General features: G+C 41.9%; 20 protein-coding genes. 16 read left to right on the plus strand and 4 right to left on the minus strand.

What is annotated here, in order from left to right; translation table 11 throughout:
• Positions 1-820: 820 nt before the first annotated feature.
• From QZ995_RS16745 to QZ995_RS16760, 4 genes are all read left to right on the plus strand, one after another.
• Positions 821-1435 carry a hypothetical protein gene (locus QZ995_RS16745; RefSeq protein ID WP_301808999.1) on the plus strand — a complete coding sequence of 205 codons (615 nt, stop codon included), beginning with the start codon at positions 821-823 and terminating at the stop codon, positions 1433-1435.
• 219 nt (positions 1436-1654) lie between these two features.
• Positions 1655-1804: a six-cysteine ranthipeptide SCIFF gene (scfA, locus tag QZ995_RS16750; RefSeq protein ID WP_003346275.1), complete on the plus strand. Its 150-nt coding sequence runs from the start codon at positions 1655-1657 to the stop codon at positions 1802-1804.
• A 78-nt stretch (positions 1805-1882) separates the two neighbouring features.
• The gene (scfB, locus tag QZ995_RS16755; protein WP_301809004.1) at positions 1883-3289 is read left to right on the plus strand and encodes a thioether cross-link-forming SCIFF peptide maturase; all 1407 of its coding nucleotides are present in this window, start codon (positions 1883-1885) and stop codon (positions 3287-3289) included.
• A 345-nt stretch (positions 3290-3634) separates the two neighbouring features.
• Positions 3635-5110, plus strand: coding sequence for a protein adenylyltransferase SelO (locus QZ995_RS16760; RefSeq protein ID WP_301809006.1), 1476 nt, complete (start codon positions 3635-3637; stop codon positions 5108-5110).
• A gap of 181 nt (positions 5111-5291) precedes the next feature.
• Here the strand turns inward: QZ995_RS16760 and QZ995_RS16765 are convergent, their stop codons facing one another.
• The gene (locus tag QZ995_RS16765) at positions 5292-5495 is read right to left on the minus strand and encodes a hypothetical protein (RefSeq protein ID WP_301809007.1); all 204 of its coding nucleotides are present in this window, start codon (positions 5493-5495) and stop codon (positions 5292-5294) included.
• Between the two features lie 141 nt (positions 5496-5636).
• Between QZ995_RS16765 and QZ995_RS16770 the strand changes: the two genes are divergently transcribed.
• Together QZ995_RS16770 and QZ995_RS16775 are read left to right on the plus strand one after the other, a co-directional pair.
• The gene (locus tag QZ995_RS16770) at positions 5637-6941 is read left to right on the plus strand and encodes an AAA family ATPase (protein ID WP_301809009.1); all 1305 of its coding nucleotides are present in this window, start codon (positions 5637-5639) and stop codon (positions 6939-6941) included.
• A 15-nt stretch (positions 6942-6956) separates the two neighbouring features.
• Positions 6957-8684, plus strand: coding sequence for a VWA domain-containing protein (locus tag QZ995_RS16775; RefSeq protein WP_301809010.1), 1728 nt, complete (start codon positions 6957-6959; stop codon positions 8682-8684).
• Between the two features lie 99 nt (positions 8685-8783).
• On the opposite strand, the gene QZ995_RS16780 is transcribed toward QZ995_RS16775, so the two are convergent.
• On the minus strand, positions 8784-9656 hold the full coding sequence (locus QZ995_RS16780) for a 5'-3' exonuclease (protein WP_301809012.1): 873 nt from the start codon (positions 9654-9656) through the stop codon (positions 8784-8786).
• Positions 9657-9922: 266 nt separating this feature from the next.
• Between QZ995_RS16780 and QZ995_RS16785 the strand changes: the two genes are divergently transcribed.
• Entirely contained in the window at positions 9923-10120 is a 198-nt protein-coding gene (locus QZ995_RS16785) for an alpha/beta-type small acid-soluble spore protein (RefSeq protein ID WP_003337354.1), read from the plus strand.
• 101 nt (positions 10121-10221) lie between these two features.
• On the opposite strand, the gene QZ995_RS16790 is transcribed toward QZ995_RS16785, so the two are convergent.
• Together QZ995_RS16790 and QZ995_RS16795 are read right to left on the minus strand one after the other, a co-directional pair.
• Complete coding sequence (locus QZ995_RS16790) at positions 10222-10893, minus strand: DUF2642 domain-containing protein (RefSeq protein WP_301809017.1); 672 nt, start codon at positions 10891-10893, stop codon at positions 10222-10224.
• A 41-nt stretch (positions 10894-10934) separates the two neighbouring features.
• The gene (locus QZ995_RS16795) at positions 10935-11876 is read right to left on the minus strand and encodes a hypothetical protein (protein WP_301809019.1); all 942 of its coding nucleotides are present in this window, start codon (positions 11874-11876) and stop codon (positions 10935-10937) included.
• Positions 11877-12113: 237 nt separating this feature from the next.
• Here QZ995_RS16795 and QZ995_RS16800 point away from each other — a divergent pair, with 237 nt between their 5' ends.
• From QZ995_RS16800 to QZ995_RS16840, 9 genes are all read left to right on the plus strand, one after another.
• Positions 12114-12392 carry a hypothetical protein gene (locus tag QZ995_RS16800; protein WP_031414830.1) on the plus strand — a complete coding sequence of 93 codons (279 nt, stop codon included), beginning with the start codon at positions 12114-12116 and terminating at the stop codon, positions 12390-12392.
• Between the two features lie 133 nt (positions 12393-12525).
• Positions 12526-13590 (plus strand): nicotinate-nucleotide--dimethylbenzimidazole phosphoribosyltransferase, encoded by a 1065-nt coding sequence (gene cobT, locus QZ995_RS16805; protein ID WP_301809021.1) that lies wholly within the window; start codon positions 12526-12528, stop codon positions 13588-13590.
• 60 nt (positions 13591-13650) lie between these two features.
• Positions 13651-14754, plus strand: coding sequence for a threonine-phosphate decarboxylase CobD (gene cobD, locus QZ995_RS16810; RefSeq protein ID WP_301809024.1), 1104 nt, complete (start codon positions 13651-13653; stop codon positions 14752-14754).
• Between the two features lie 16 nt (positions 14755-14770).
• Complete coding sequence (gene cobU, locus QZ995_RS16815) at positions 14771-15367, plus strand: bifunctional adenosylcobinamide kinase/adenosylcobinamide-phosphate guanylyltransferase (RefSeq protein WP_301809026.1); 597 nt, start codon at positions 14771-14773, stop codon at positions 15365-15367.
• Positions 15364-16134, plus strand: a complete 771-nt coding sequence (gene cobS / locus QZ995_RS16820; RefSeq protein ID WP_301809028.1) for an adenosylcobinamide-GDP ribazoletransferase — start codon at positions 15364-15366, stop codon at positions 16132-16134. Before cobU ends, cobS begins: the two co-directional genes overlap by 4 nt.
• A complete protein-coding gene (locus QZ995_RS16825; protein WP_301809030.1) occupies positions 16128-16766 on the plus strand; it encodes a histidine phosphatase family protein in 639 nt (212 codons plus the stop codon). Before cobS ends, QZ995_RS16825 begins: the two co-directional genes overlap by 7 nt.
• Entirely contained in the window at positions 16754-17461 is a 708-nt protein-coding gene (locus QZ995_RS16830; protein ID WP_301809031.1) for an adenosylcobinamide amidohydrolase, read from the plus strand. The genes QZ995_RS16825 and QZ995_RS16830 overlap by 13 nt, the downstream gene beginning before the upstream one ends.
• Complete coding sequence (gene cbiB, locus QZ995_RS16835; protein ID WP_301809032.1) at positions 17452-18438, plus strand: adenosylcobinamide-phosphate synthase CbiB; 987 nt, start codon at positions 17452-17454, stop codon at positions 18436-18438. Before QZ995_RS16830 ends, cbiB begins: the two co-directional genes overlap by 10 nt.
• A 141-nt stretch (positions 18439-18579) precedes the next feature.
• Positions 18580-19413: a GTP pyrophosphokinase gene (locus QZ995_RS16840; protein WP_031414840.1), complete on the plus strand. Its 834-nt coding sequence runs from the start codon at positions 18580-18582 to the stop codon at positions 19411-19413.
• The last annotated feature ends 57 nt before the right edge of the window (positions 19414-19470 follow it).

Below are 19470 nucleotides of genomic sequence, written 5' to 3' on the forward strand. Positions count from 1 at the left end.
TTCCTTTCCACTATATTCATACATTCAACAAAAAAGCGTGCAGACCTCTATACCTTTCGGTATTTTGTCTACACGCTGAAAGAACATTTAAAATGTTCTTCCAGACTGTGGACAAACTCTTCTTATGCTACTGACTAAGGAGAGTTTGTGACAGGCTGAGCTCTTCTCTAAAGGATCAGGTAAAATAATAATATGGGCGCATTATTCAGCTTACATCCCGTAATACTCGTAAAGGAAAAATCACATTTCTGTCATTTTTTAGTTGAATAAATTAGGTCATAGATTCAACAACATTTGGCGTAAAAGCTGTAAGTTCATCTAACTCAGAAACGGAATGTTCTACCAATCTACTTAAGCGATCTAATTTGTTTTCTGCTTCCCCATTATTAAATTCAGAAGAGTAATCATTTATTAGATTACGTATAGAAAAAAAGCAAAAAAGTCAGAAGCAGGAACTAGACCATAATTTCTTTTAGAATAATGCAGCTGTAGATTACAATAGAGAATTGAAGGAATTTTCCTGCGATTCGCCAAACAAACATCTGTTAGCAAATTTACTGTATACTAAAGACTTCCATGAGCAAATTTGGCTTACCCATAATACGAAGTCATTTATTATGAATAACGCTAGAAAAACATGGATGAATCTAGCATCTGATCCTTATTGTGAAGAGTATGCAATAATCTCGATGTCCAAATGGATTAAAACAAGAGCAGTCTCTAATACTTCTTCTCAATGATAGGAAATGGGCATGGTAAGGCGAGGGTATAACCCGATTTGTGATGAGGAAAAATGATATTACGTAAGGGAGCTTTAACAATGGATAAAATGGATGAACAAATTTTAGTGGTAAAACGAACGGAACTATTTGATAATGAGCGGTTAGCTTTCCAAGGAATTGAAAAGGAACCTGACAGAATCACGAGGCTAATGAGTAATATTTCAACTCATTATTCTGTGATGAGACGCGGAGATGCTGAGGAAGATCCCAGTTTTAAGCAACCAATTCCATATGTAGTGATTCGCAAAGGAAATGAGCTGTTCATGTACAAACGTCTATCAGGCGGGGGAGAAACACGTCTGCATGACAAGCTGTCATTAGGTACAGGAGGTCATATGAATGACGAAAATACCAGCAGCTTCGAGGAAGTATTAGAGATTAATTTACTTAGAGAGCTAGAGGAAGAGCTGGATATTCAAGCAACAGAACGAGAGTTTAACACGATTGGTTTTATCAATGATGACTTAGAAGAAGTGGGTAAGGTACATATTGGACTACTTGTAACACTTGATTTAGACCAAGATGCGACTGTGAGTGTAAGAGAAATTGATCAGTTGGAAGGCAATTGGACAACCATCGAGGAGTTGTTACAGCCTGATGTATATGAAAGATTAGAAAGCTGGTCAAAATTTGTAGTAGATGTATTGAAGTAGAACGCAGCGGGGGGTAACTCCCCCAGTTGTTAAAATTCACAGACTTTTATGATAGTTGAAGCAATTTCCATAAATAAATCAAGTGAAGTTTCACAGATAAGTCATTAGCTATAATTGACGTCAGCCTGAGGCGTTGTTAAAATTATCTAGGTAATAATGTGAAAAAATTCACGATATTGATTCTCATTTCTGCAGAATAGCTAAAAGGGGTTGTACATCATGAAAAGAATCGTAACATTGAGCACGCGAAAATTGCAGGATACCGCAAAGTTTGGTGGATGTGGCGCATGTCAGACATCCTGTCAGTCAGCTTGCAAAACATCCTGTGGAATTGCCAATCAGCAATGTGAAAACAAATTGAACAGATAGGTTACCGGAAACGTACCGCCCAACTGCTTTGCGGATGGGCGGCAATTTTTATGGACAAAAGGAGCTTGATTATCAAGTATGATTCACCAATATAAACTAAACGGATACAACATTGTGCTCGACACCTACAGTGGATCGGTGCATGTTGTTGATGACCTCGCTTATGAAATCATCGCATTTTACGAAAATATTTCTACAGAAAAAATTGTGGCAATGATGCTGGAAAAGTATGCACATGATCGTGATATTTCCGAGCTGGACATCCGTGAAACCATAGCAGCTATCGCGGAGCTAAAAAAAGACGGGCAACTCTTTACTGCAGATGAATTTAAGGATATCTCTATTGACCTGAGAAATCGTCAGACCTATGTAAAGGCTCTATGCTTCAATGTTGCACATACCTGTAATCTGTCATGTGAATACTGCTTTGCTAGTCAGGGGAAATACCACGGAGAAAGAGCAATCATGAGCTATGAGGTTGGGCAAAGAGCTATCGATTACCTATTGGAAAACTCGGGTCACCACCGAAATCTCGATATCGATTTCTTCGGCGGAGAACCGCTTATGGCTTGGAAGGTTGTCAAGCAGATTGTCGCTTATGCAAGAAGTAAAGAAAAAGAGTACAAAAAAACTTTTCGGTTCACCTTTACTACGAATGGTATGTTACTTAACGATGAGATTACCGATTTCTTAAATCAAGAAATGTATAATGTTGTATTAAGCCTTGATGGCAGGAAAGAGGTTCATGATCGACTTCGCAAAACAGTCACTGGAGAGGGTAGCTACGATTTTATTGTTCAGAAGTTCCAGGATTTTGTCAAGAAGCGTGGAGACAAAGAATATTATGTACGTGGAACCTACACCCGCAACAATCTCGATTTTACTAATGATATTTTTCATATTGCAGACCTTGGATTTGACAAACTCTCGATGGAGCCTGTTATCTGTGATCCAAGCGAGCCCTATGCTCTAACCGAGAAAGATCTCCCAGAAATTTATAACCAGTATGAAATTCTCGCCAAGGAAATGCTCCGACGTAAGGAAAAGGGCAATGGTTTTACCTTCTACCATTATATGCTTGACCTCTCAGAAGGCCCTTGCATTCAAAAAAGAATTGCAGGCTGTGGTTCAGGAACCGAATATCTTGCTGTCACTCCATGGGGTGATCTTTTCCCTTGCCACCAGTTTGTAGGGGATGAGAATTATTGTATCGGGAACATTTGGGATGGAATTACCAAACCAGAGTTGCAATACAAGTTTAAAGAAAGCAACTGCTATTCGAAGCCAAAATGTCAGGACTGCTGGGCAAAACTGTACTGCAGTGGTGGTTGTCCAGCTAATGCGCTTCATGCGACGGGCTCCCTCAATGGAACCTACGACTTCAGTTGTGATATCTTCCGGAAGAGAATTGAGTGCTCCATGATGGTTAAGGTGGCTGAAACGATCAGCGCTATGGAAGAGCAAGGCACGGGCTTAACTCACTAATGTGTAATGTTTTTAAAATAAATAACCAGTTCAGGTGTTCAGCAGAGAAGAGTTCCTTCAGTAATATGGAACTCTTTTTTATATACACAATGATTGAGGTGGTAACTAAACAAAATATAAAGTAATACCGGGAAATTTGGGGAATTTGCCTTTTGCGATGAAGAAGAGTGCCATATAAATGTGGAAAGGGTATAATAAATTGGCAAAAGTAGACACTAAAAGGGATTGGCTAGTGCTGGAATAGAAATAGAGTTACCAAAAGTACATAAAATATCAATGGTTATTGTATGAAGGAAAATTAAGGATACAAAAAACATAAATCTGAAAAGGGGAAATGGAGATACGATGACGCAGGGAAAAGCAATGAAAGAAGCTGGATGGAACTTTGACAACAGTTATGCGCGTTTGCCAGAATCATTTTTTTCAAGTATCAACTTAAACCCTGTACGCTCTCCCAAGCTGATTATCCTCAATAAACGGTTGGCAGAAGCACTTGGGTTAAACGTGGAGGCACTTCAAAGAGAAGATGGAGTTGAAGTGTTTGGTGGCAATCGGATTCCCGAAGGTGCTTTTCCTATCGCTCAAGCTTATGCGGGGCATCAATTCGGGCACTTTACGAAATTAGGAGATGGACGGGCTCTGTTGCTTGGAGAGCAGATCACTCCTCTAGGTAAACGCTTTGATATACAACTAAAGGGTTCAGGAAAAACACCATACTCTCGTCGGGGGGATGGACGGGCGGCACTTGGGCCGATGCTGCGTGAATATATCATCAGCGAAGCAATGCATGCACTTGGTATTCCTACTACCCGCAGTCTAGCGGTGGTGACAACCGGTGAGACAGTCATTCGTGAAGCTGACCTGCCAGGTGCAATTCTAACGCGAGTGGCTGACAGTCATATTCGTGTCGGCACCTTTCAATACGTTTTAAAATGGGGTACGATTGATGAACTCCGGGTCCTGGCGGATTATACATTGCAAAGACATTTTCCAGAAGCTGAAGCTGGTGAGAATCCCTATCTTTCATTACTTAAGGAAGTAATCAAGCGTCAGGCCTCACTGATTGCTAAGTGGCAACTAGTAGGCTTTATTCACGGGGTGATGAATACCGACAACATGGCCATTAGTGGAGAAACCATTGATTATGGTCCTTGCGCTTTCATGGATGCCTATGATCCGGCAACAGTTTTTAGTTCCATAGACATTCAAGGGCGTTATGCCTATGGCAATCAGCCGCATATTGCTGCATGGAATCTCGCGCGATTCGCTGAAACACTATTGCCTCTGCTCCATGAAAATCATGAGCAGGCGGTCAAGCTAGCCCAGGATGCGATTTCAGATTTTATTGAGTTATATCGCAGTAAGTGGCTTGCGGGAATGAGAGCAAAGCTAGGAATCAGTAATGAAGAGAAACAGGATGAATCTCTTTTTGAAGATCTGCTCACCATGATGCAGAAATATCGTGCCGATTATACCAATACCTTCCTTGCATTAACCTTTGGTAGGCTGGAGGATAATGTTCTGTCTGGGACTTCAGAGTTTACCCAGTGGCATGAGAGATGGCAGACTCGCCTAAGCAGGCAGCAGGAATCGAAATCAACCTCGTATCAGTTGATGCAAAACAGCAATCCTGCTCTAATTCCGCGGAATCATCGGGTAGAAGAAGCTTTAGAAAGCGCAGTGCAACAAGGAGATTACACTGTGATGGAGCGTCTTCTCGTTGCTCTTTCAAATCCTTACGCTCATTCTGTCGAACAGACAGAATACTGTACAATCCCTCCGCAGTCAGCTATTCCTTACCGAACCTATTGCGGTACCTAATTATATAGAGCAGGTTGAGGATAAGATCACTTTATCCATTGTTTGTACAATCTTGGCTTGTCAAGCACCTTGTTTTTTATATTAAAGCTTTGCCGTAGTAAGTAATCAGGTAGACAGGATCAGTGAATCAATTTCATGAAAAAAGCTCGTGCTTCCTTTTGGAGTAACGAGCTTTTTTGTGTTAATACGAATTTCTTTTAGACTCAGTTTTTGGCAATGCTTGCACGGGAGAGCGACTGTCCACTTTTCCGAAATGGAGAATTCTCCATACTTCAAAGATAAGATGATGGGTCACGTGATCGATTTCTTCCGTACGGGATATAATTTTGTAAATTCGATCCATCATGACCTGATATTCTTCTTCGCTTAAATGCACGTGAGGCATGTTGCATTCACCTTCCAATTTATGGGTTGTATCCTTATTGTCACCTTTATACCAGCGGTTTTAATCAGTGCTCAACTTTCTTTTTTTTCTTCCATATGTCATCATGGAAGCAGATTTGTTTCAGAGAGGAGCAGCAGATGTATGAAGCTAAATACGAAAACGATGCAACGTGGTATACAAAGCGCTATTAAACAATTGGAAGGGCGTTTTTTAGAGCGGGAGGAATTGATTCGTTTGTTGTTTTTAGCGGTCATGAGCGGTGAGAATGCTCTGTTAGTAGGCCCGCCAGGAACTGCAAAATCACAGCTAGCTCGTGCTTTCTCACAATTATTTGGTACCAATCATTGGTTTGAATATTTATTAACACGCTTTAGCACACCTGATGAATTATTCGGCCCCATCTCCTTACAGCAATTGAAGCAGGATCAATATGTGCGCAAAACAAAAGGATACTTACCTACAGCGCAAATTGCATTTTTGGATGAAATTTTTAAGGCAAACAGCGCTATCTTAAACGCCTTGCTGTCTATTTTAAATGAACGCGTCTTCTTTAATGGTCTAGAGAAGGAGGAAGTGCCATTATTGTTTGTGATGGCGGCCTCTAACGAGCTACCTGACGATCAGGAACAATTAGCGGCGTTATATGACCGATTTCTTATTCGATATGAGGTTGGCTATTTGAAGCTTGCGTCCAGTTACGAGAAGATGTTTCAGCTTGATTTTGAACCTCTTCCTGCCTTATTTAACATGTACGAAGTAAAAGATGTACAAGAAGCGGCCTCTAAGGTGCATATACCGGAATCACTTGTTTACTTCTTATACAGATTAAAGCAGCAGATGGAAGATAAAGAGTTCGTTATATCTGATCGTCGTTTGCGTAAAATTGCGCTAGTATGGCAAACCTCCGCTGTATTGAATGGACGGGATGTGGTTTCTCTTTGGGATACGGTGTTTACTCCGCATATGCTTTGGGACGTGCCCGAGGATTTACCAGCACTGACTGAACTTTATCAAGAGAGATTTATGGAATCCTTGAAGGCAGAGCTAGAGAAGGAGCTTCCCTTGCGTTATTACGAACAGGTTTCAAGCAAATGGATGGAAAAAGAGGAAGAGCTTCATGCATTCCAATTTAAAAAGGAAATTGGCTCCAAAATGACCAAGGAAGCTTCAGAGCAAGCAAAAAGAATGCTGGAGCAGTGCCGAATAGAACTGGAAGAAACAGGACGTCATCTGCAACAAAAGCTGACGGACTGGCTTAAGCAGGAGGCAGACTTGCCTGGTTATCTTTTGGAGAAAAATTTCATGCTATTACATGTGGAGTCTTATACGGTGAAGTTCGCGCACCTGCGTCTGGAGGGGGAACGACAATTGCAAATCCTACAGGGCTTGTATCGTACGCTGTTTGACCGAGAGCTTCCCGGAGTCGAGTACGACTATACCTTGTAGTGGTGGTGACGGGATATGTTTGTACGACACCAGCGTGTAGATCGCTATGTGTTTGATGCTTATTTTCGTTCTTCTCGTATTGCTAAAGAATGGGTTGAGGAAACGAAGCGTAAATCGCCATGGTTTAGTGAGGCACTGTTGTTTGATTTTTTCTTAGCTTTTTATTTGAAGCAGCCAGAGGTAAATGAAGCTAGTGATGCTGTTCCATTTCATCGTTGGATGATTCGTTCTTTGTTGCGTCAGCATTTTTACCAAAGTATCCATCCAAGAACCATAGCTAGCGAGAGCGCCTCCTTTAAAACGGCGAGTAAGGCACTTATGTGGCTAGTCTCTAGCTTTGAGGAAGAGGTGCAGCGGCGTAAAAAAATGGACAAGATACTAGGTGTTTCAGAACAATCAGAGCAAGGACAAAATGCCGATCTGCAATCGAGCGATCCTGAGCAAACGGATCAGCTGCTAGAACGCTTGACTCAAAAACAGCAGGAGCAATTACGGTTGGTAGGCTACACCTTGCAGCAGGGTAAGCAAATGGTAGAGGATAAGGAAGAATCTCAATCTGCTCGTCCGCTGGCAGAAGAAGAGGTACGGTTAATGCGCAGTCGGATCATAGAGTTGCAAGATGAGATGAAAACGAATTATATAAAGCGTCCCAAGCTGTTACAGAAGGTGAAAAAGCTGGAAGCAGAATTGATGCAGAGACAAAAGCAGGCAGAGCGTCTCATAAAGCAAGAAAAGTCGGCAATACAACACCTAGAACAGGAATTGGGTGACTGGTTACAGCAATCTTTAAAGAAGTCATTACAGACAGAAGAGCAGGATACCTCATACTTGTTTGCCTTAGTAGAGGCGAGTCAACGCTTCTCGAATCGACGGTGGGGAAGTGATCTTGGGAAACTAAGAAGGGAAACATATGAAAAGTATTTAAAATGGGTGGAGCAGCTTTCCAAGCACCCAGACCTACTGCACTTTTTGCAGGAAGTGGGACGTAATGTTCACGAATTTTCTATGCGTAAAAAAAAGCGTAAAGAACGACGTATGCCGGAAGAATATGATGATTTAAGGCAAAGCGGAGATTTGTCTCATTTGTTGGCAAGTGAAGCGATGTTACTTGCTGATCCTGATTTAGAAACCTATTTTATGGTTAAGGCATTGGAACAAAAATTACTAACATACGACACGATAGGATGGCGTGATGAGCCTCCTAGCGGGCCTGTAATTTGCATGTTGGACAGTTCTCATTCTATGCGTGGTGCAAAGCTTCGGTTAGCCCAAATTTTTGTTATGACCTTTGCAGCTATCTCTTTATTGGAAAAACGTGATTTTATGCTAATGCTATTTGGTGCAAAGGGCGAGGTTATTGAACGACCCCTGTATTATAAAAAGCCGGATTGGATGGGGTTTTATCAGCTAGCTCAGCAGGCTTTTGGCGGAGGCACTAATTTCGATGAACCAATAAAGCGGGGCATACAGATATTGCATGAGAACCCCAAGTTCGGAGCTGCTGATTTTGTTATGATTACTGATGGTATTGGAGAAATATCTCCGCCGGTGCGTCAATTATTGGTCCAGGTAGCTGTGGATAAGCAGGTTAAGTTACATTCATTAATTATGGGAACAGCACGACAACATCTTGTTCAGAGCCATGACCTGATTGGCATCTCCCATCAGGTACGCTTTGCTACTTCATGGGAAGCTAATGACTCACAGAACAGCGGACTATTCCTTGATGTGTTTGCTCCGTAGCAGAGTACTGTTTACCTAGTATGCCCAATATGATAAATGATATCGAAAAGAGCTGTAGACCAATTAGGTACCACAGCTCTTTTTGGTTTGCTCTTCTTCTTATCCAATCCGTGCAAGCATCGTTTTACTAAATTCTAATTCATTCATTTTTTCTAAAACCAATACAGGATCATATTCCCAGCTTGCTTCTTCTAACATCAACTCAACAGGCGCATCAGATAAAATGGTTGCTAATTTTTGACTCAGATATACCTGTTCTTTATTCTCTGCCAATTTGGCCCGCATTTTAGGTGTTAGCGTGTCTAAATTCACATACAGATTATCTAGAGAACCATGCTCTGTTATTAATTTCACTGCTGTTTTTTCCCCAATCCCAGGACAACCAGGGATACAATCAGAGGCGTCTCCCTGCAGGGCTTTTACATCAATAACCTGAGCAGGAGTAATACCTTTTTGTTCGAGTAAAGACTGCGGACAATAATGCTCATGTTTCCCGCCATTTTTTAAAATTTTAACATGTACCCGATCACAAACAAGCTGCAGGTTGTCATAGTCACCGGAGCATATGATTACGTCGTGACCTTCTTCAGCAAATCGTTTTGATAATGTGCCTAAGATATCGTCCCCTTCATAACCAGACAAGCCTACATTAGGTACAGAAAAAGCTTGGGTAACTTCCTTCACCAGCGAGAACTGAGGAATTAACTCAGCAGGTGGTTCGACTCGATTCGATTTATAACCATCGTACCATTGACTGCGCAATAAGGATTCGCGTGACGCAACATCCCAAGCAACGATTAAATGAGTTGGTTGAATGAGGTCTGCATAATCAAGCATCATTTTGGTAAAACCATAGACAGCATTCGTGTACAAGCCGCTTTTAGTTTGACGAATACTGCCTGTCCATGAGGAGGCATAAAATGCACGGAACAGAAAGCTCATGCCATCCAAAAGTAAAATTTTATTCTTCAAAGCAAATAACTCCTCCCATAATAAAACGCCAAACTATCTCTGTTCCGCTATTATAGCATGAAAGGAGGGGCTTGGCTGATTTCTAGAAAATAGTAAAAAAAAGCAGGAATGAAAAAAATGAAATGATACATCATATAGATACACCTCCAAAAACAACAAAGAAATACCGTAGCCGTCAGCATTGAGCCTATCCACAGTGGGTCGGTTGAATGCTGAAGGCCACAATAGCCTCAGCAAAAATCCAAACAGAATGGAGATGAAAGGTTATGGCAGCTAACAACAATTCTAGCAACAACCTTTTAGTTCCTCAAGCTAACCAAGCTCTTGACCAATTGAAATACGAAATCGCTACTGAATTCGGCGTACAATTGGGACCAGACACTACTTCTCGCCAAAACGGATCTGTTGGTGGAGAAATCACGAAGCGCCTTGTTTCTTTCGCTGAGCAACAATTAGCTCGCTAATTAAACAACAGCATACGTGGATGATGAGGGACTGAAAAAACCTCATAACGAGAAGGAGGGTCGGTTGCCTATGCACCGATCCTCCTTTACTTTTTGCAGAGCTATTGGGAAGGAAGATGAATCGTTTTAATATGCTGTACATTCCAATTGGTTCGATCACCTGTTATATTGACAAGCTCTAACAGATTGTTTTCTAGACGGCTAACTATTCCAATCTTGTGAGGATCATCACCTGTATCGAGTATAATAAGTTCTCCTTCCAGCCGTTTCATCTGTTCTTCAAAAGAACGAGAAAGCGGAATTTGAGATGGTTTAATCTGTAGATGATGACTGCTAAGAGAAAAGGGGGTAAAGCTTCGGCTATAGGGGATCAGCCATTTTAAATGATGGAGGGAAACAAACATAGTCTTAAAGACCGGAGAATAGAATACAAGATAATTGTTTAGTATAGTTGTTACATATCCGTGCAAAGAGTGTGAACCTGTTACATTCATTTCTATAAACATGCCTCTTGAATTGTTCAGAATATTCCGATAAGAAAGACCTTCTTTGTTTAATAGGACTGGACTTTCTTGCAGCTCAAATGTATTAGTCGAATCAGAGCTTATCTGCTTGATTGATTTCACATGTATCCAAGGTACATAGATGTAACGCGTACCATCATATAAAACGAGGATATCAATCCCCTGATCCATCACCTTGCCTACTAAGTTATTATTCTCAGGTAATAGTACTTCAACAAACTGATTTAAAAAAGGAGAGATGGGTTCCAATAGGAGCTTCCTCCTTTCCTAGGCGAACGGGAAAGTAACATCTATCTTTTCCATCTTGGATAGGACACGCCTGGCAATTTTATCGTAACTGCTTGGGTGGAATTTCCTTTTTGCTTGAAAGGGTATTGAGTTTTTAACGTGATTTGATGCTTTGAGGACTTCTTTTTTGGATGAATTCTTACTGCAGGCGGTGCGGAGAAGCGTTTCCGTTTATGTTTATCGCGTTTTTGAACTCGCAGACAGAAAACTTCTCGATTTCCTACATGTCTAGCATTCTGATTAGCTACAGGGAAGACAGTGTCAGCTGTTGTTGTTACACTAGCAATAGTTGCTTTCGATATCCAGACGAGTTCTTTATTATGGACTAAAGCGATTTGATTTTGATCCGCTTCTGTCAAAATTCCTGAGATGGGTTCATAACATGTGAAATGAACATGAACAAATGTATTTCGTAATTTGGCTAATAAAGCGGAGAAATTGGGTGCATCATGAAATTGATCTAAAGGGCTAGTAGTTCCAATTTTGGAATGGTTTCCATCCTTTTGGGAATGCTCATGTAAGTTTTCTGGAATACCTATGCATTTGATTTCACTTAGCTGATAATAGACAAATGTCTCTTTTTTGGTTTGCAGGACTACATAGTCTGTGCCAGCGAAACGAAGTAATCCTGTGTAAGAATCTTTACCAATTCGATCAATTCGTACTCTTTTATTCACTAGCGATTTTAATAGCTGTTCGTATGATTCAGCTTCGATAACTTCCTGAGGGATACCTTTTTTAATTTCGAATGGCGGGTTCCGAAAATCCTCTTCAATACTAGTTAGTGGCGGCAAATAATAATACAAGACTTGGCTATCTTCTGTTAATTGAACGATGTAGTTTGATTTGGCAGCCAGTAGGATTCCACGTATTGATTCAGCTTCACCTCTATAGAGGCGCACAGTCTTGCCGACCAGAGACTGTAAAGTGGTGATATCGAACATGTTATACATAGCCCCTTTCATTTGACCAATCAAGATATTTACAATGCATGTATATGTATCCCCTGACATTCTTGCTGTAAACAGGAGCCCTTTTCTTGAATAATTCCACATTTGCCCTAGATTCTAGCCCTTTCTTGTTGCACTGGTCATTCACACAAACGGCATGAGCGGACTAGTCATATGGTAGTAGGGAAATCATGTGCTTATCAATAACGCACAGGAGAGGGGAAATAGTCAGTGAAAAAAAGTACCGCAAAACGAATTTTGCGCGATTATCCTGAATTCGAAGCGTGGCTAAAGCAAAAGCCAACACGTGTTGCCAGAGTGTTAAGCAATCCTGCGACGATGGATAAATATTTAGAGCAATGGGAAAAGGAAAAAAAGAGACAACAGCGGACCTCTCTTGCATCCCTTGTCAATTTACAGAGTATTTCTGAAAAGACACGTAAAGTAAATGAAAAGCTGACCAGTTTGCAAAGTATTTTGGACGTTATTTCAGATAACAAAAAAATATAAGTGTATAATTTGTGGATTTTGTGGGGTGGTGGTGAGGAAGCCAACCCTTTTTTCTTTTATTCTGCTATACTAGAAAAGTAAGATATTTATACTAAACGGGCAATGGACCTAGACATCTGAGGAGGAATTTGACATGAGCTTTAGCGATAAATTATCTGATGTAATACATACGATACCAGCAATAGATCTGGTAGCAGCCGAGCAAGCAAAAAAAGAACTAAAACGTTTGACTAAACCTGTTGGAAGTCTAGGTGTTTTAGAGGATATAGTTGTTCAGTTAGCAGGTATTACAGGACAAGCTAAACCGCGTATCGAGCGCAAGGATGTCGTGGTCATGTGTGGCGATCATGGTATTGTGGACGAGGGTGTAAGCGCATTCCCTTCGGAAGTAACTCAACTCATGATGGTTAACTTCATCAATGCTGGAGCAGCAGTAAACGTGTTAGCTAGACAAGTGGGTGCGGAAGTGACAGTAGTTGACATTGGCTCTAAAGCAATGGAAGTACCTGAGAATGTAATAAATAGGAAAGTGAAAGCAGGAACAAACAACTTTGCTAAAGGCCCCGCAATGAGCAGAGAAGAAGCTGCACAAGCCATCTTGGTGGGGATAGAAACAGCGCAGGAGCTGGCGAAAAAAGGCAGTAATGTCATTGCTCTTGGTGAGATGGGAATCGGAAATACAACGCCTAGTGCGGCGATTACCAGTGTATTGTTAGGCCGTCCGCTGGAAGAAGGTTTGGTGGGACGAGGTTCCGGCATAAATGACAAATCTCTTTTAATCAAACGCGAAGCAATTAAACGCGGTATTGAGGTAAATAGGCCTAAGGCAGACGATGCGTTGGATGTACTTGCTAAGGTAGGTGGCTTAGAGATTGCCGGAATGGCTGGGGTAGCGCTTGGGGCTGCTCTTTCTCGCATCCCTGTACTTTTAGATGGGGTGATTGCTTCTGCGGCGGCAATGGTAGCTGCACGTCTTCAACCAGCGATTATTCCTTATCTTATGGCCACTCATTTATCGGTGGAACCTGCCCATCAATATATTTTGGAAGACTTAGGAATTCATCCATCTCTTCACTTAAATATGCGTTTAGGGGAAGGAACTGGAGCTACATTATTTATGCCAATGATGGATTCTGCTTGTCGTGTACTGCAAGAAATGGCTACCTACTCTGATTTAGGTCTACCGGATCCAGAGTAATTGATTCAAAGATTGTTCAACTCAAGATTAGGCGAAGCAACAAAGAAGAGGGGCATTATTATGATAGAGCGTTTTGGACATGGTGGCGATATATGGACTGCTGCAGAGTCCTTTGGGCTAGAGGAGGATCGTATTCTTGATTATAGTTCAAATATTAATCCATTTGGACCTCCTGAGCAGCTTTTTTCAATATTGAAGCAAGCGCTACCACAGATCCTTAGATATCCTGATCCTGCATGCCGTAATCTTCGCAAAGCGTTAGCAAATTCGCTTGGATCTCATATGCAACCGGAAAATATTTTGGTAGGGAATGGAGCTGCTGAGTGCTTGCACTTGGCGGTTTCTGCTCTCAAGCCGCGGATTGTAGGGATTATTTGTCCCTCTTTTTCGGAATATGAAGCGATTGCCAAGCAAGCTGACTGTGAGATTCGCATGTTATTTACAACGAAAGAACAGCAGTTTTTACCTGATGTCGAAGAGCTATGTGACTTTGTGCAACAGGTGGATATGCTGTTTATTGGACATCCTAACAATCCAACGGGGAATTTTTTACCACGTAACGAATTACAAAAGGTGGCTGTTGCTTGTGAACAACACAATACCTATCTTTGTGTAGACGAAGCATTTCTGGATTTTGTAAATCAAACTGAGGAGCATTCTTTAGTAACTGACTTGCACAAGCTTCCCCATGTGCTTTTATTTCGCTCTATGACTAAAATGTACGCGATTGCAGGGCTGCGACTTGGTTACGTCATTGGGCAAGTGCAAGTGATTGAACGTCTAAAAGCTAAACAAATCTCGTGGAGTGTGAACCATTTAGCCCAAGTGGCAGGTGAATTCTTACTTCAGCAGCATGATTACGTACTGCGAACGCAAGAATATGTTGCTGCGCAAAGAGAGAGCTTGCTAAAGTCTCTTGAAGCACTGCCGGGGGTTACAACTTTTAGGAGCGAAACCAATTACTTATTAGTTCATATAGACTCTGTTTCATCTTGTCTCCTTCAAGAAGAGATGGCGAAAAGAGGCATTTTAATTCGAAATTGTAGTATGTATCCAGGTTTAGGTGAAGGATATATACGACTTGCGATAAAAACACAGGAAGAGAATGAACGAATGGTAAGCGTGTTCCGTGAATCCCTGCAAATCCTGTCAACGAGGAGATAAAAGGAGCGAAGGTATCATGAAGATCATTCTTATTACAGGTGGCGTTCGATCGGGAAAAAGTGCTTTTGCTGAAAGGCTGGCGGAGCAACAGAAGCAGGAGCATGGAGGAACCCTCGTGTATCTTGCAACAGGGCAAGCTTGGGATGAAGAGATGCAGAATCGGATTCATTTGCACAGAGAACGAAGAGAAGATAATTGGGAGACGGTGGAAGAGCCTTATGAATTACAGGCGGCAATCCAGACCATGGCTGAAGCCGGTAAGAATGAAGCAGCTTCAGAGTCGTCAATCGTTTTATTGGACACATTCTCAGGCTGGATTGCGAACGTATTAATGCAGATGCCTGAAGATCAACTAAGCAAGTCCGCCATCCGGCAAGCTTGTCAACAACAAGTTGTCTCTTGTGTATCTGCTATGCGCTCCTTAGATCGGACATGGATAGTGGTAAGTGACGAAGTGGGATTAGGTGGGGTAGCGTTATCTAAATTAGGCAGGGCATTTCAGGATATTACTGGCTTTGCGAATCAGATTGTAGCACAATATGCTGATGAAGTATATCTGGTAGTGGCTGGTATCCCGATGAAGATTAAAGGGAGCGAGGCGAGTGACAAATGAATGCGTTTTGGAGCGCCTTAACCTTTCTTACGCGCATTCCGGTACACTTTCAAGCAACAGAGCAGGATTGGTATCAAAGCGTAAAGTATTATCCTTATGTGGGAATGGTAATAGGAATTTTTTTAGCGGGAATCGCAGGAATTGCTCAGTGGCTTTTTCCTGATATGCTCCTTTCACTTGTAGTGATAGCATCTTGGGTCTATATTACTGGTGGTCTTCATTTAGATGGTTGGATGGATACCGCTGATGGACTCGGTTCTGCCCGTTCACGAGAACGGATGCTAGAAATCATGAAAGACAGCCGAGTGGGAGCAATGGGAGTCCTTGCTTGTGTTCTTTTATTAGCGGTAAAGGTGGTGTCGCTATATTGGATCACGACTAGCGTACCTTTGCTGTCACTTAGCTACTTATTAATTATCATTCCATTTGCAGCTCGTGTTTCCTTGCTTGGATGCGTTTATTTTTGGCCTTATTTGCATAAGGGAAAGGGATTGGCTTCTGGATTCAGAGAGCATGTATGCATGAAGCACATTATCATTTCAATAGTTATTTCAAGTCTTGCCGCTATCGTTTTAGTTGGATACCGATTAGCGATCATTTTTTTCGTACTCACGGTGGTCACGCACTATCTGTTTAACCGAATGATTGTCAAACAGCTGGGCGGCTTAACGGGCGATACCTATGGGGCACAAATTGAATGTATTGAAATGGTATTGCTTCTTGGGGCGGTCAGCTACCTGTATCACGGAGGTTTTGTCGGATGGTAAAAGTTATTTGGTTACGTCATGCTGTAACGGCTGAAAATCTGGCAAAACAATATATTGGACATTTTGATGCACCTTTATCGAACAAAGGAGTCGCACAGGCGCAGCAGGTTGCAAAATTCTTCGCGAATCAACCTCTCACAGCTATTTTTTCAAGTGATTTAATGAGAGCAAAGGAAACAGCAGCTATCGTGGCAGAATTTCATCCAAAGCTTCTGGTCCAAACCAGTAGTGACTTACGAGAGGTGTTTTTCGGTGAGTGGGAAGGTTTGACGTATCAGGAAATCGAACGATTTGACCGTGAGAGAATTTATCAATTTTATGATAATCCGTGGAATGTTGCCCCTCCTGGCGGGGAGAAATTACTCGAATTACAAAAGCGGCTAGAGCAATTTGTAAATAGAGAAATCAGCCCTTACTGTACCAAGACAAAATGTTACTCGAGTGGTACTGAGGAGAGCCTTCAGAAAGAACCCATTTTACTGGTGGTTACTCATGGTGGAATGCTGCGCTTGGTTTCTGCTCTTTTATTAGAAAATGATCCAGGTCGTTATTTTGATTCGTCCATTGGACATGGACAATTTCTGGTTACGTGTTGTCGGGAAGACGGAGAGTGGGAAACATGCAATTTATAAAAGATTGGTATTTGGATGTAAACAAGGAACGGGTGCTTATTCATTATCCGAAAGGCTTTCGGGCCTGCTCTAGTGCGGTGTTTGGTGGTGGGATTAGCGAGGCGAAGTGGATCTTAAACCAGTATGTGGGAAAGAGCTACTTATCAGATAATCCCAAGGAGGATATCAGAAGGTTTGTTTTGAAAAATCAAGCCATGCCTGAACAAACAATTGGATTGTTGACAGCAGCTTGTGTGGAGGATTTAGGGGTCTCTGCATTAAAGGGAGACGAATTTGAGCTATGTGCAATTGTGACCACGGGTGTTGGTAATGCAGCTAGAGCAGGTACCGTAGAGCAACGCTATAATGCCTATGCAGCAGGTACGATTAATACTGTCGTATTTATTGATGGGAATTTGACTGACGGGGCTCTTGTAAATGCTGTTATTACAGCAACAGAAGCTAAAACGATTGCATTGGCAGAAATGAAAATTAGCGATGGAGAGGGCAGGGGTGCGACAGGAACCACCACTGATGCTATTGTAGTAGCGGCTACATGTGACCAATCACGTTATCAGTCCGTCCATCCCTATGCTGGAACTGCTACGAACTTGGGCCATGCAATCGCTTGTGCAGTACGGGATGCAACTCGAATGGCGCTTACTCATGAGCAAAATCGAAAAGAGCGTAGGAGTGCAAAAAAATTATGGAAATAATGCTAGGAATTAGCTTGTTATGTGCCTATCTATTAGATCTCATTATTGGTGATCCACGTTGGATTCCACACCCTGTGATTGGCATGGGAAAAGTGATTAGCTGGTTGGATCGTCGTATTCGACCGGTATATCAGTCCCTTGTTAACCGCGGGCGTTCGGCCGTTCTCTCAGGGCGATTGCTAGGTCTTGTGTTTCCAGTGGTAGTTGTTGGCTTGGCTTTTTTAGTTCCCTATTATTTGCTGAAGGGACTCGCTAGCATTCATCCATGGCTGTCTTTTATCGCCGAGGTTGTGTTGATTGCTACCACAATTGCTACTAAAGGACTGGCTCAGGCTGGGCAAAAGATATATGCTGCTTTACAGAAAGACGATCTAGGAGAAGCTCGATTTCAATTGTCCATGGTAGTTGGGCGTGATACAGAGCAGTTGGATGAGAAGGAAATCTCCCGTGGCACTGTGGAAACAGTAGCGGAAAACATTGTGGATGCAGTAACCTCCCCCTTGTTTTTTGCTATGCTAGGCGGAGCCCCGCTCGCTATGGCATATAGGGCGGTGAATACGCTAGATTCGATGGTAGGCTATAAAAATGAGAAGTACTTACACCTTGGCTGGGCTTCCGCGCGGCTGGATGATATCTGTAACTATATTCCGGCTCGGATCACCTTTTTCTTTTTAATCCTAGCAGCGTTCTTACTGGGAAAAGATTGGAAAGATGCCTGGAAAGCAGGAATCCGTGATGCAAGAAAGCATCCAAGTCCAAATAGTGGCTGGAGTGAAGCGGCAGTTGCTGGTGCCCTACACATTCAATTAGGCGGAACCAATACCTATCAGGGGCTTGTTTCTCACCGTGCACTCATGGGGATACCAAAGGTGGAGCTTCATGCTGAACATATTAAACAAACCATTCAGATTCTGTATGCAACCACTTTTTGCTATGCCTTATGCGCTTTCATTTTAAGAGGGTTGCTCTTATACTAAAAGAAGGATCGGTCCGAATAAGGTAGGAGTTTGGATGATTTCGACACGAAAACGGCAGGATTTCTTGCTGCTACGTCGAAATACTCTATAAAGATATGCTAGACTATCGTGTCATCCGAGATTGATGGGGGTTCTTAACCTATGAGCGAAATTAAAAACATAAAAGCTCGCATACCCAAAAAAGTATTAAACCGACTCGTCACAATTTTAAATCCGTATGAGCAGGTTGTTGACGAATTAAAGCTAAAGGTAAAAGGAATAAAATATGGTTTTCTAAAAGGCGGACGCTACTCTCCAATTGAATTTGTAGTAGGGCGAGTCAAGAAAACAGATAGTCTATTACGAAAAGCCCTTCTTAGAGGCATTGATTTTGCCCAAGATGATTGGGAAAAAAGATTGTGTGAGGAAATTACCGACATCGCTGGTATCCGTGTCGTTTGTCGCTATATTGATGATGTGCGGGAAGTGCAGAATCTGTTGATGGAACGGGAAGATTTTGTGGTACATGACGTTAAAGATTACATTACCAATCCGAAAGAATCAGGTTATCGTAGTATTCATATGATTGGTGATTATACGGTGTACCATGGCAGTGAAAAGAAAATTTTGCCTTGTGAGGTACAAATCCGGACGTTGGGTATGAACTTTTGGGCAACAAATGAGCATGAATTACGCTATAAATATGACGGAAATATTCCTTCCGACGTATTAGAGCAACTCCATATTGCTTCAACTGTCACGAACCAGTTAGATGAGCTGATGAACAGTTTACGTCAGGAAATTATGACCCCACCAGAGCTTGACACCGATATGGAGGAAAGATTGGAAGAAATCTTTTCACTGTATGTCAAACAAGATTTTGAATCAGCTGAAGCGTTATACAAGGAGCACTTTATTGGGTATGAAGAAGCTTTTCTGGATAATCCAAAATTCCGTATGATCAATGAACTGTTAAGTAAACGGTTTGGAAAATAACAGATGCAGGTATAACAAAAAATAGCCTCAGTCTACGTGACGAGGCTATTTTACTAT

This window comes from Brevibacillus laterosporus, from assembly GCF_030489605.1.
GTDB lineage: Bacteria > Bacillota > Bacilli > Brevibacillales > Brevibacillaceae > Brevibacillus_B > Brevibacillus_B laterosporus_E.

Bases quoted from the DNA above. Each gene is read 5' to 3' on its own strand.
- cobD (WP_301809024.1), top strand. From the start codon at position 13,651: ATGATAGAGCGTTTTGGACATGGTGGCGATATATGGACTGCTGCAGAG.
- QZ995_RS16745 (WP_301808999.1), top strand. From the start codon at position 821: ATGGATAAAATGGATGAACAAATTTTAGTGGTAAAACGAACGGAACTA.
- QZ995_RS16830 (WP_301809031.1), top strand. From the start codon at position 16,754: ATGCAATTTATAAAAGATTGGTATTTGGATGTAAACAAGGAACGGGTG.
- cobU (WP_301809026.1), top strand. From the start codon at position 14,771: ATGAAGATCATTCTTATTACAGGTGGCGTTCGATCGGGAAAAAGTGCT.
- QZ995_RS16825 (WP_301809030.1), top strand. From the start codon at position 16,128: ATGGTAAAAGTTATTTGGTTACGTCATGCTGTAACGGCTGAAAATCTG.
- scfA (WP_003346275.1), top strand. From the start codon at position 1,655: ATGAAAAGAATCGTAACATTGAGCACGCGAAAATTGCAGGATACCGCA.
- QZ995_RS16795 (WP_301809019.1), bottom strand. From the start codon at position 11,876: ATGTTCGATATCACCACTTTACAGTCTCTGGTCGGCAAGACTGTGCGC.
- cobS (WP_301809028.1), top strand. From the start codon at position 15,364: ATGAATGCGTTTTGGAGCGCCTTAACCTTTCTTACGCGCATTCCGGTA.
- QZ995_RS16775 (WP_301809010.1), top strand. From the start codon at position 6,957: ATGTTTGTACGACACCAGCGTGTAGATCGCTATGTGTTTGATGCTTAT.
- scfB (WP_301809004.1), top strand. From the start codon at position 1,883: ATGATTCACCAATATAAACTAAACGGATACAACATTGTGCTCGACACC.
- QZ995_RS16765 (WP_301809007.1), bottom strand. From the start codon at position 5,495: ATGCCTCACGTGCATTTAAGCGAAGAAGAATATCAGGTCATGATGGAT.
- cobT (WP_301809021.1), top strand. From the start codon at position 12,526: ATGAGCTTTAGCGATAAATTATCTGATGTAATACATACGATACCAGCA.
- QZ995_RS16785 (WP_003337354.1), top strand. From the start codon at position 9,923: ATGGCAGCTAACAACAATTCTAGCAACAACCTTTTAGTTCCTCAAGCT.
- QZ995_RS16770 (WP_301809009.1), top strand. From the start codon at position 5,637: ATGAAGCTAAATACGAAAACGATGCAACGTGGTATACAAAGCGCTATT.
- QZ995_RS16760 (WP_301809006.1), top strand. From the start codon at position 3,635: ATGACGCAGGGAAAAGCAATGAAAGAAGCTGGATGGAACTTTGACAAC.
- QZ995_RS16840 (WP_031414840.1), top strand. From the start codon at position 18,580: ATGAGCGAAATTAAAAACATAAAAGCTCGCATACCCAAAAAAGTATTA.
- cbiB (WP_301809032.1), top strand. From the start codon at position 17,452: ATGGAAATAATGCTAGGAATTAGCTTGTTATGTGCCTATCTATTAGAT.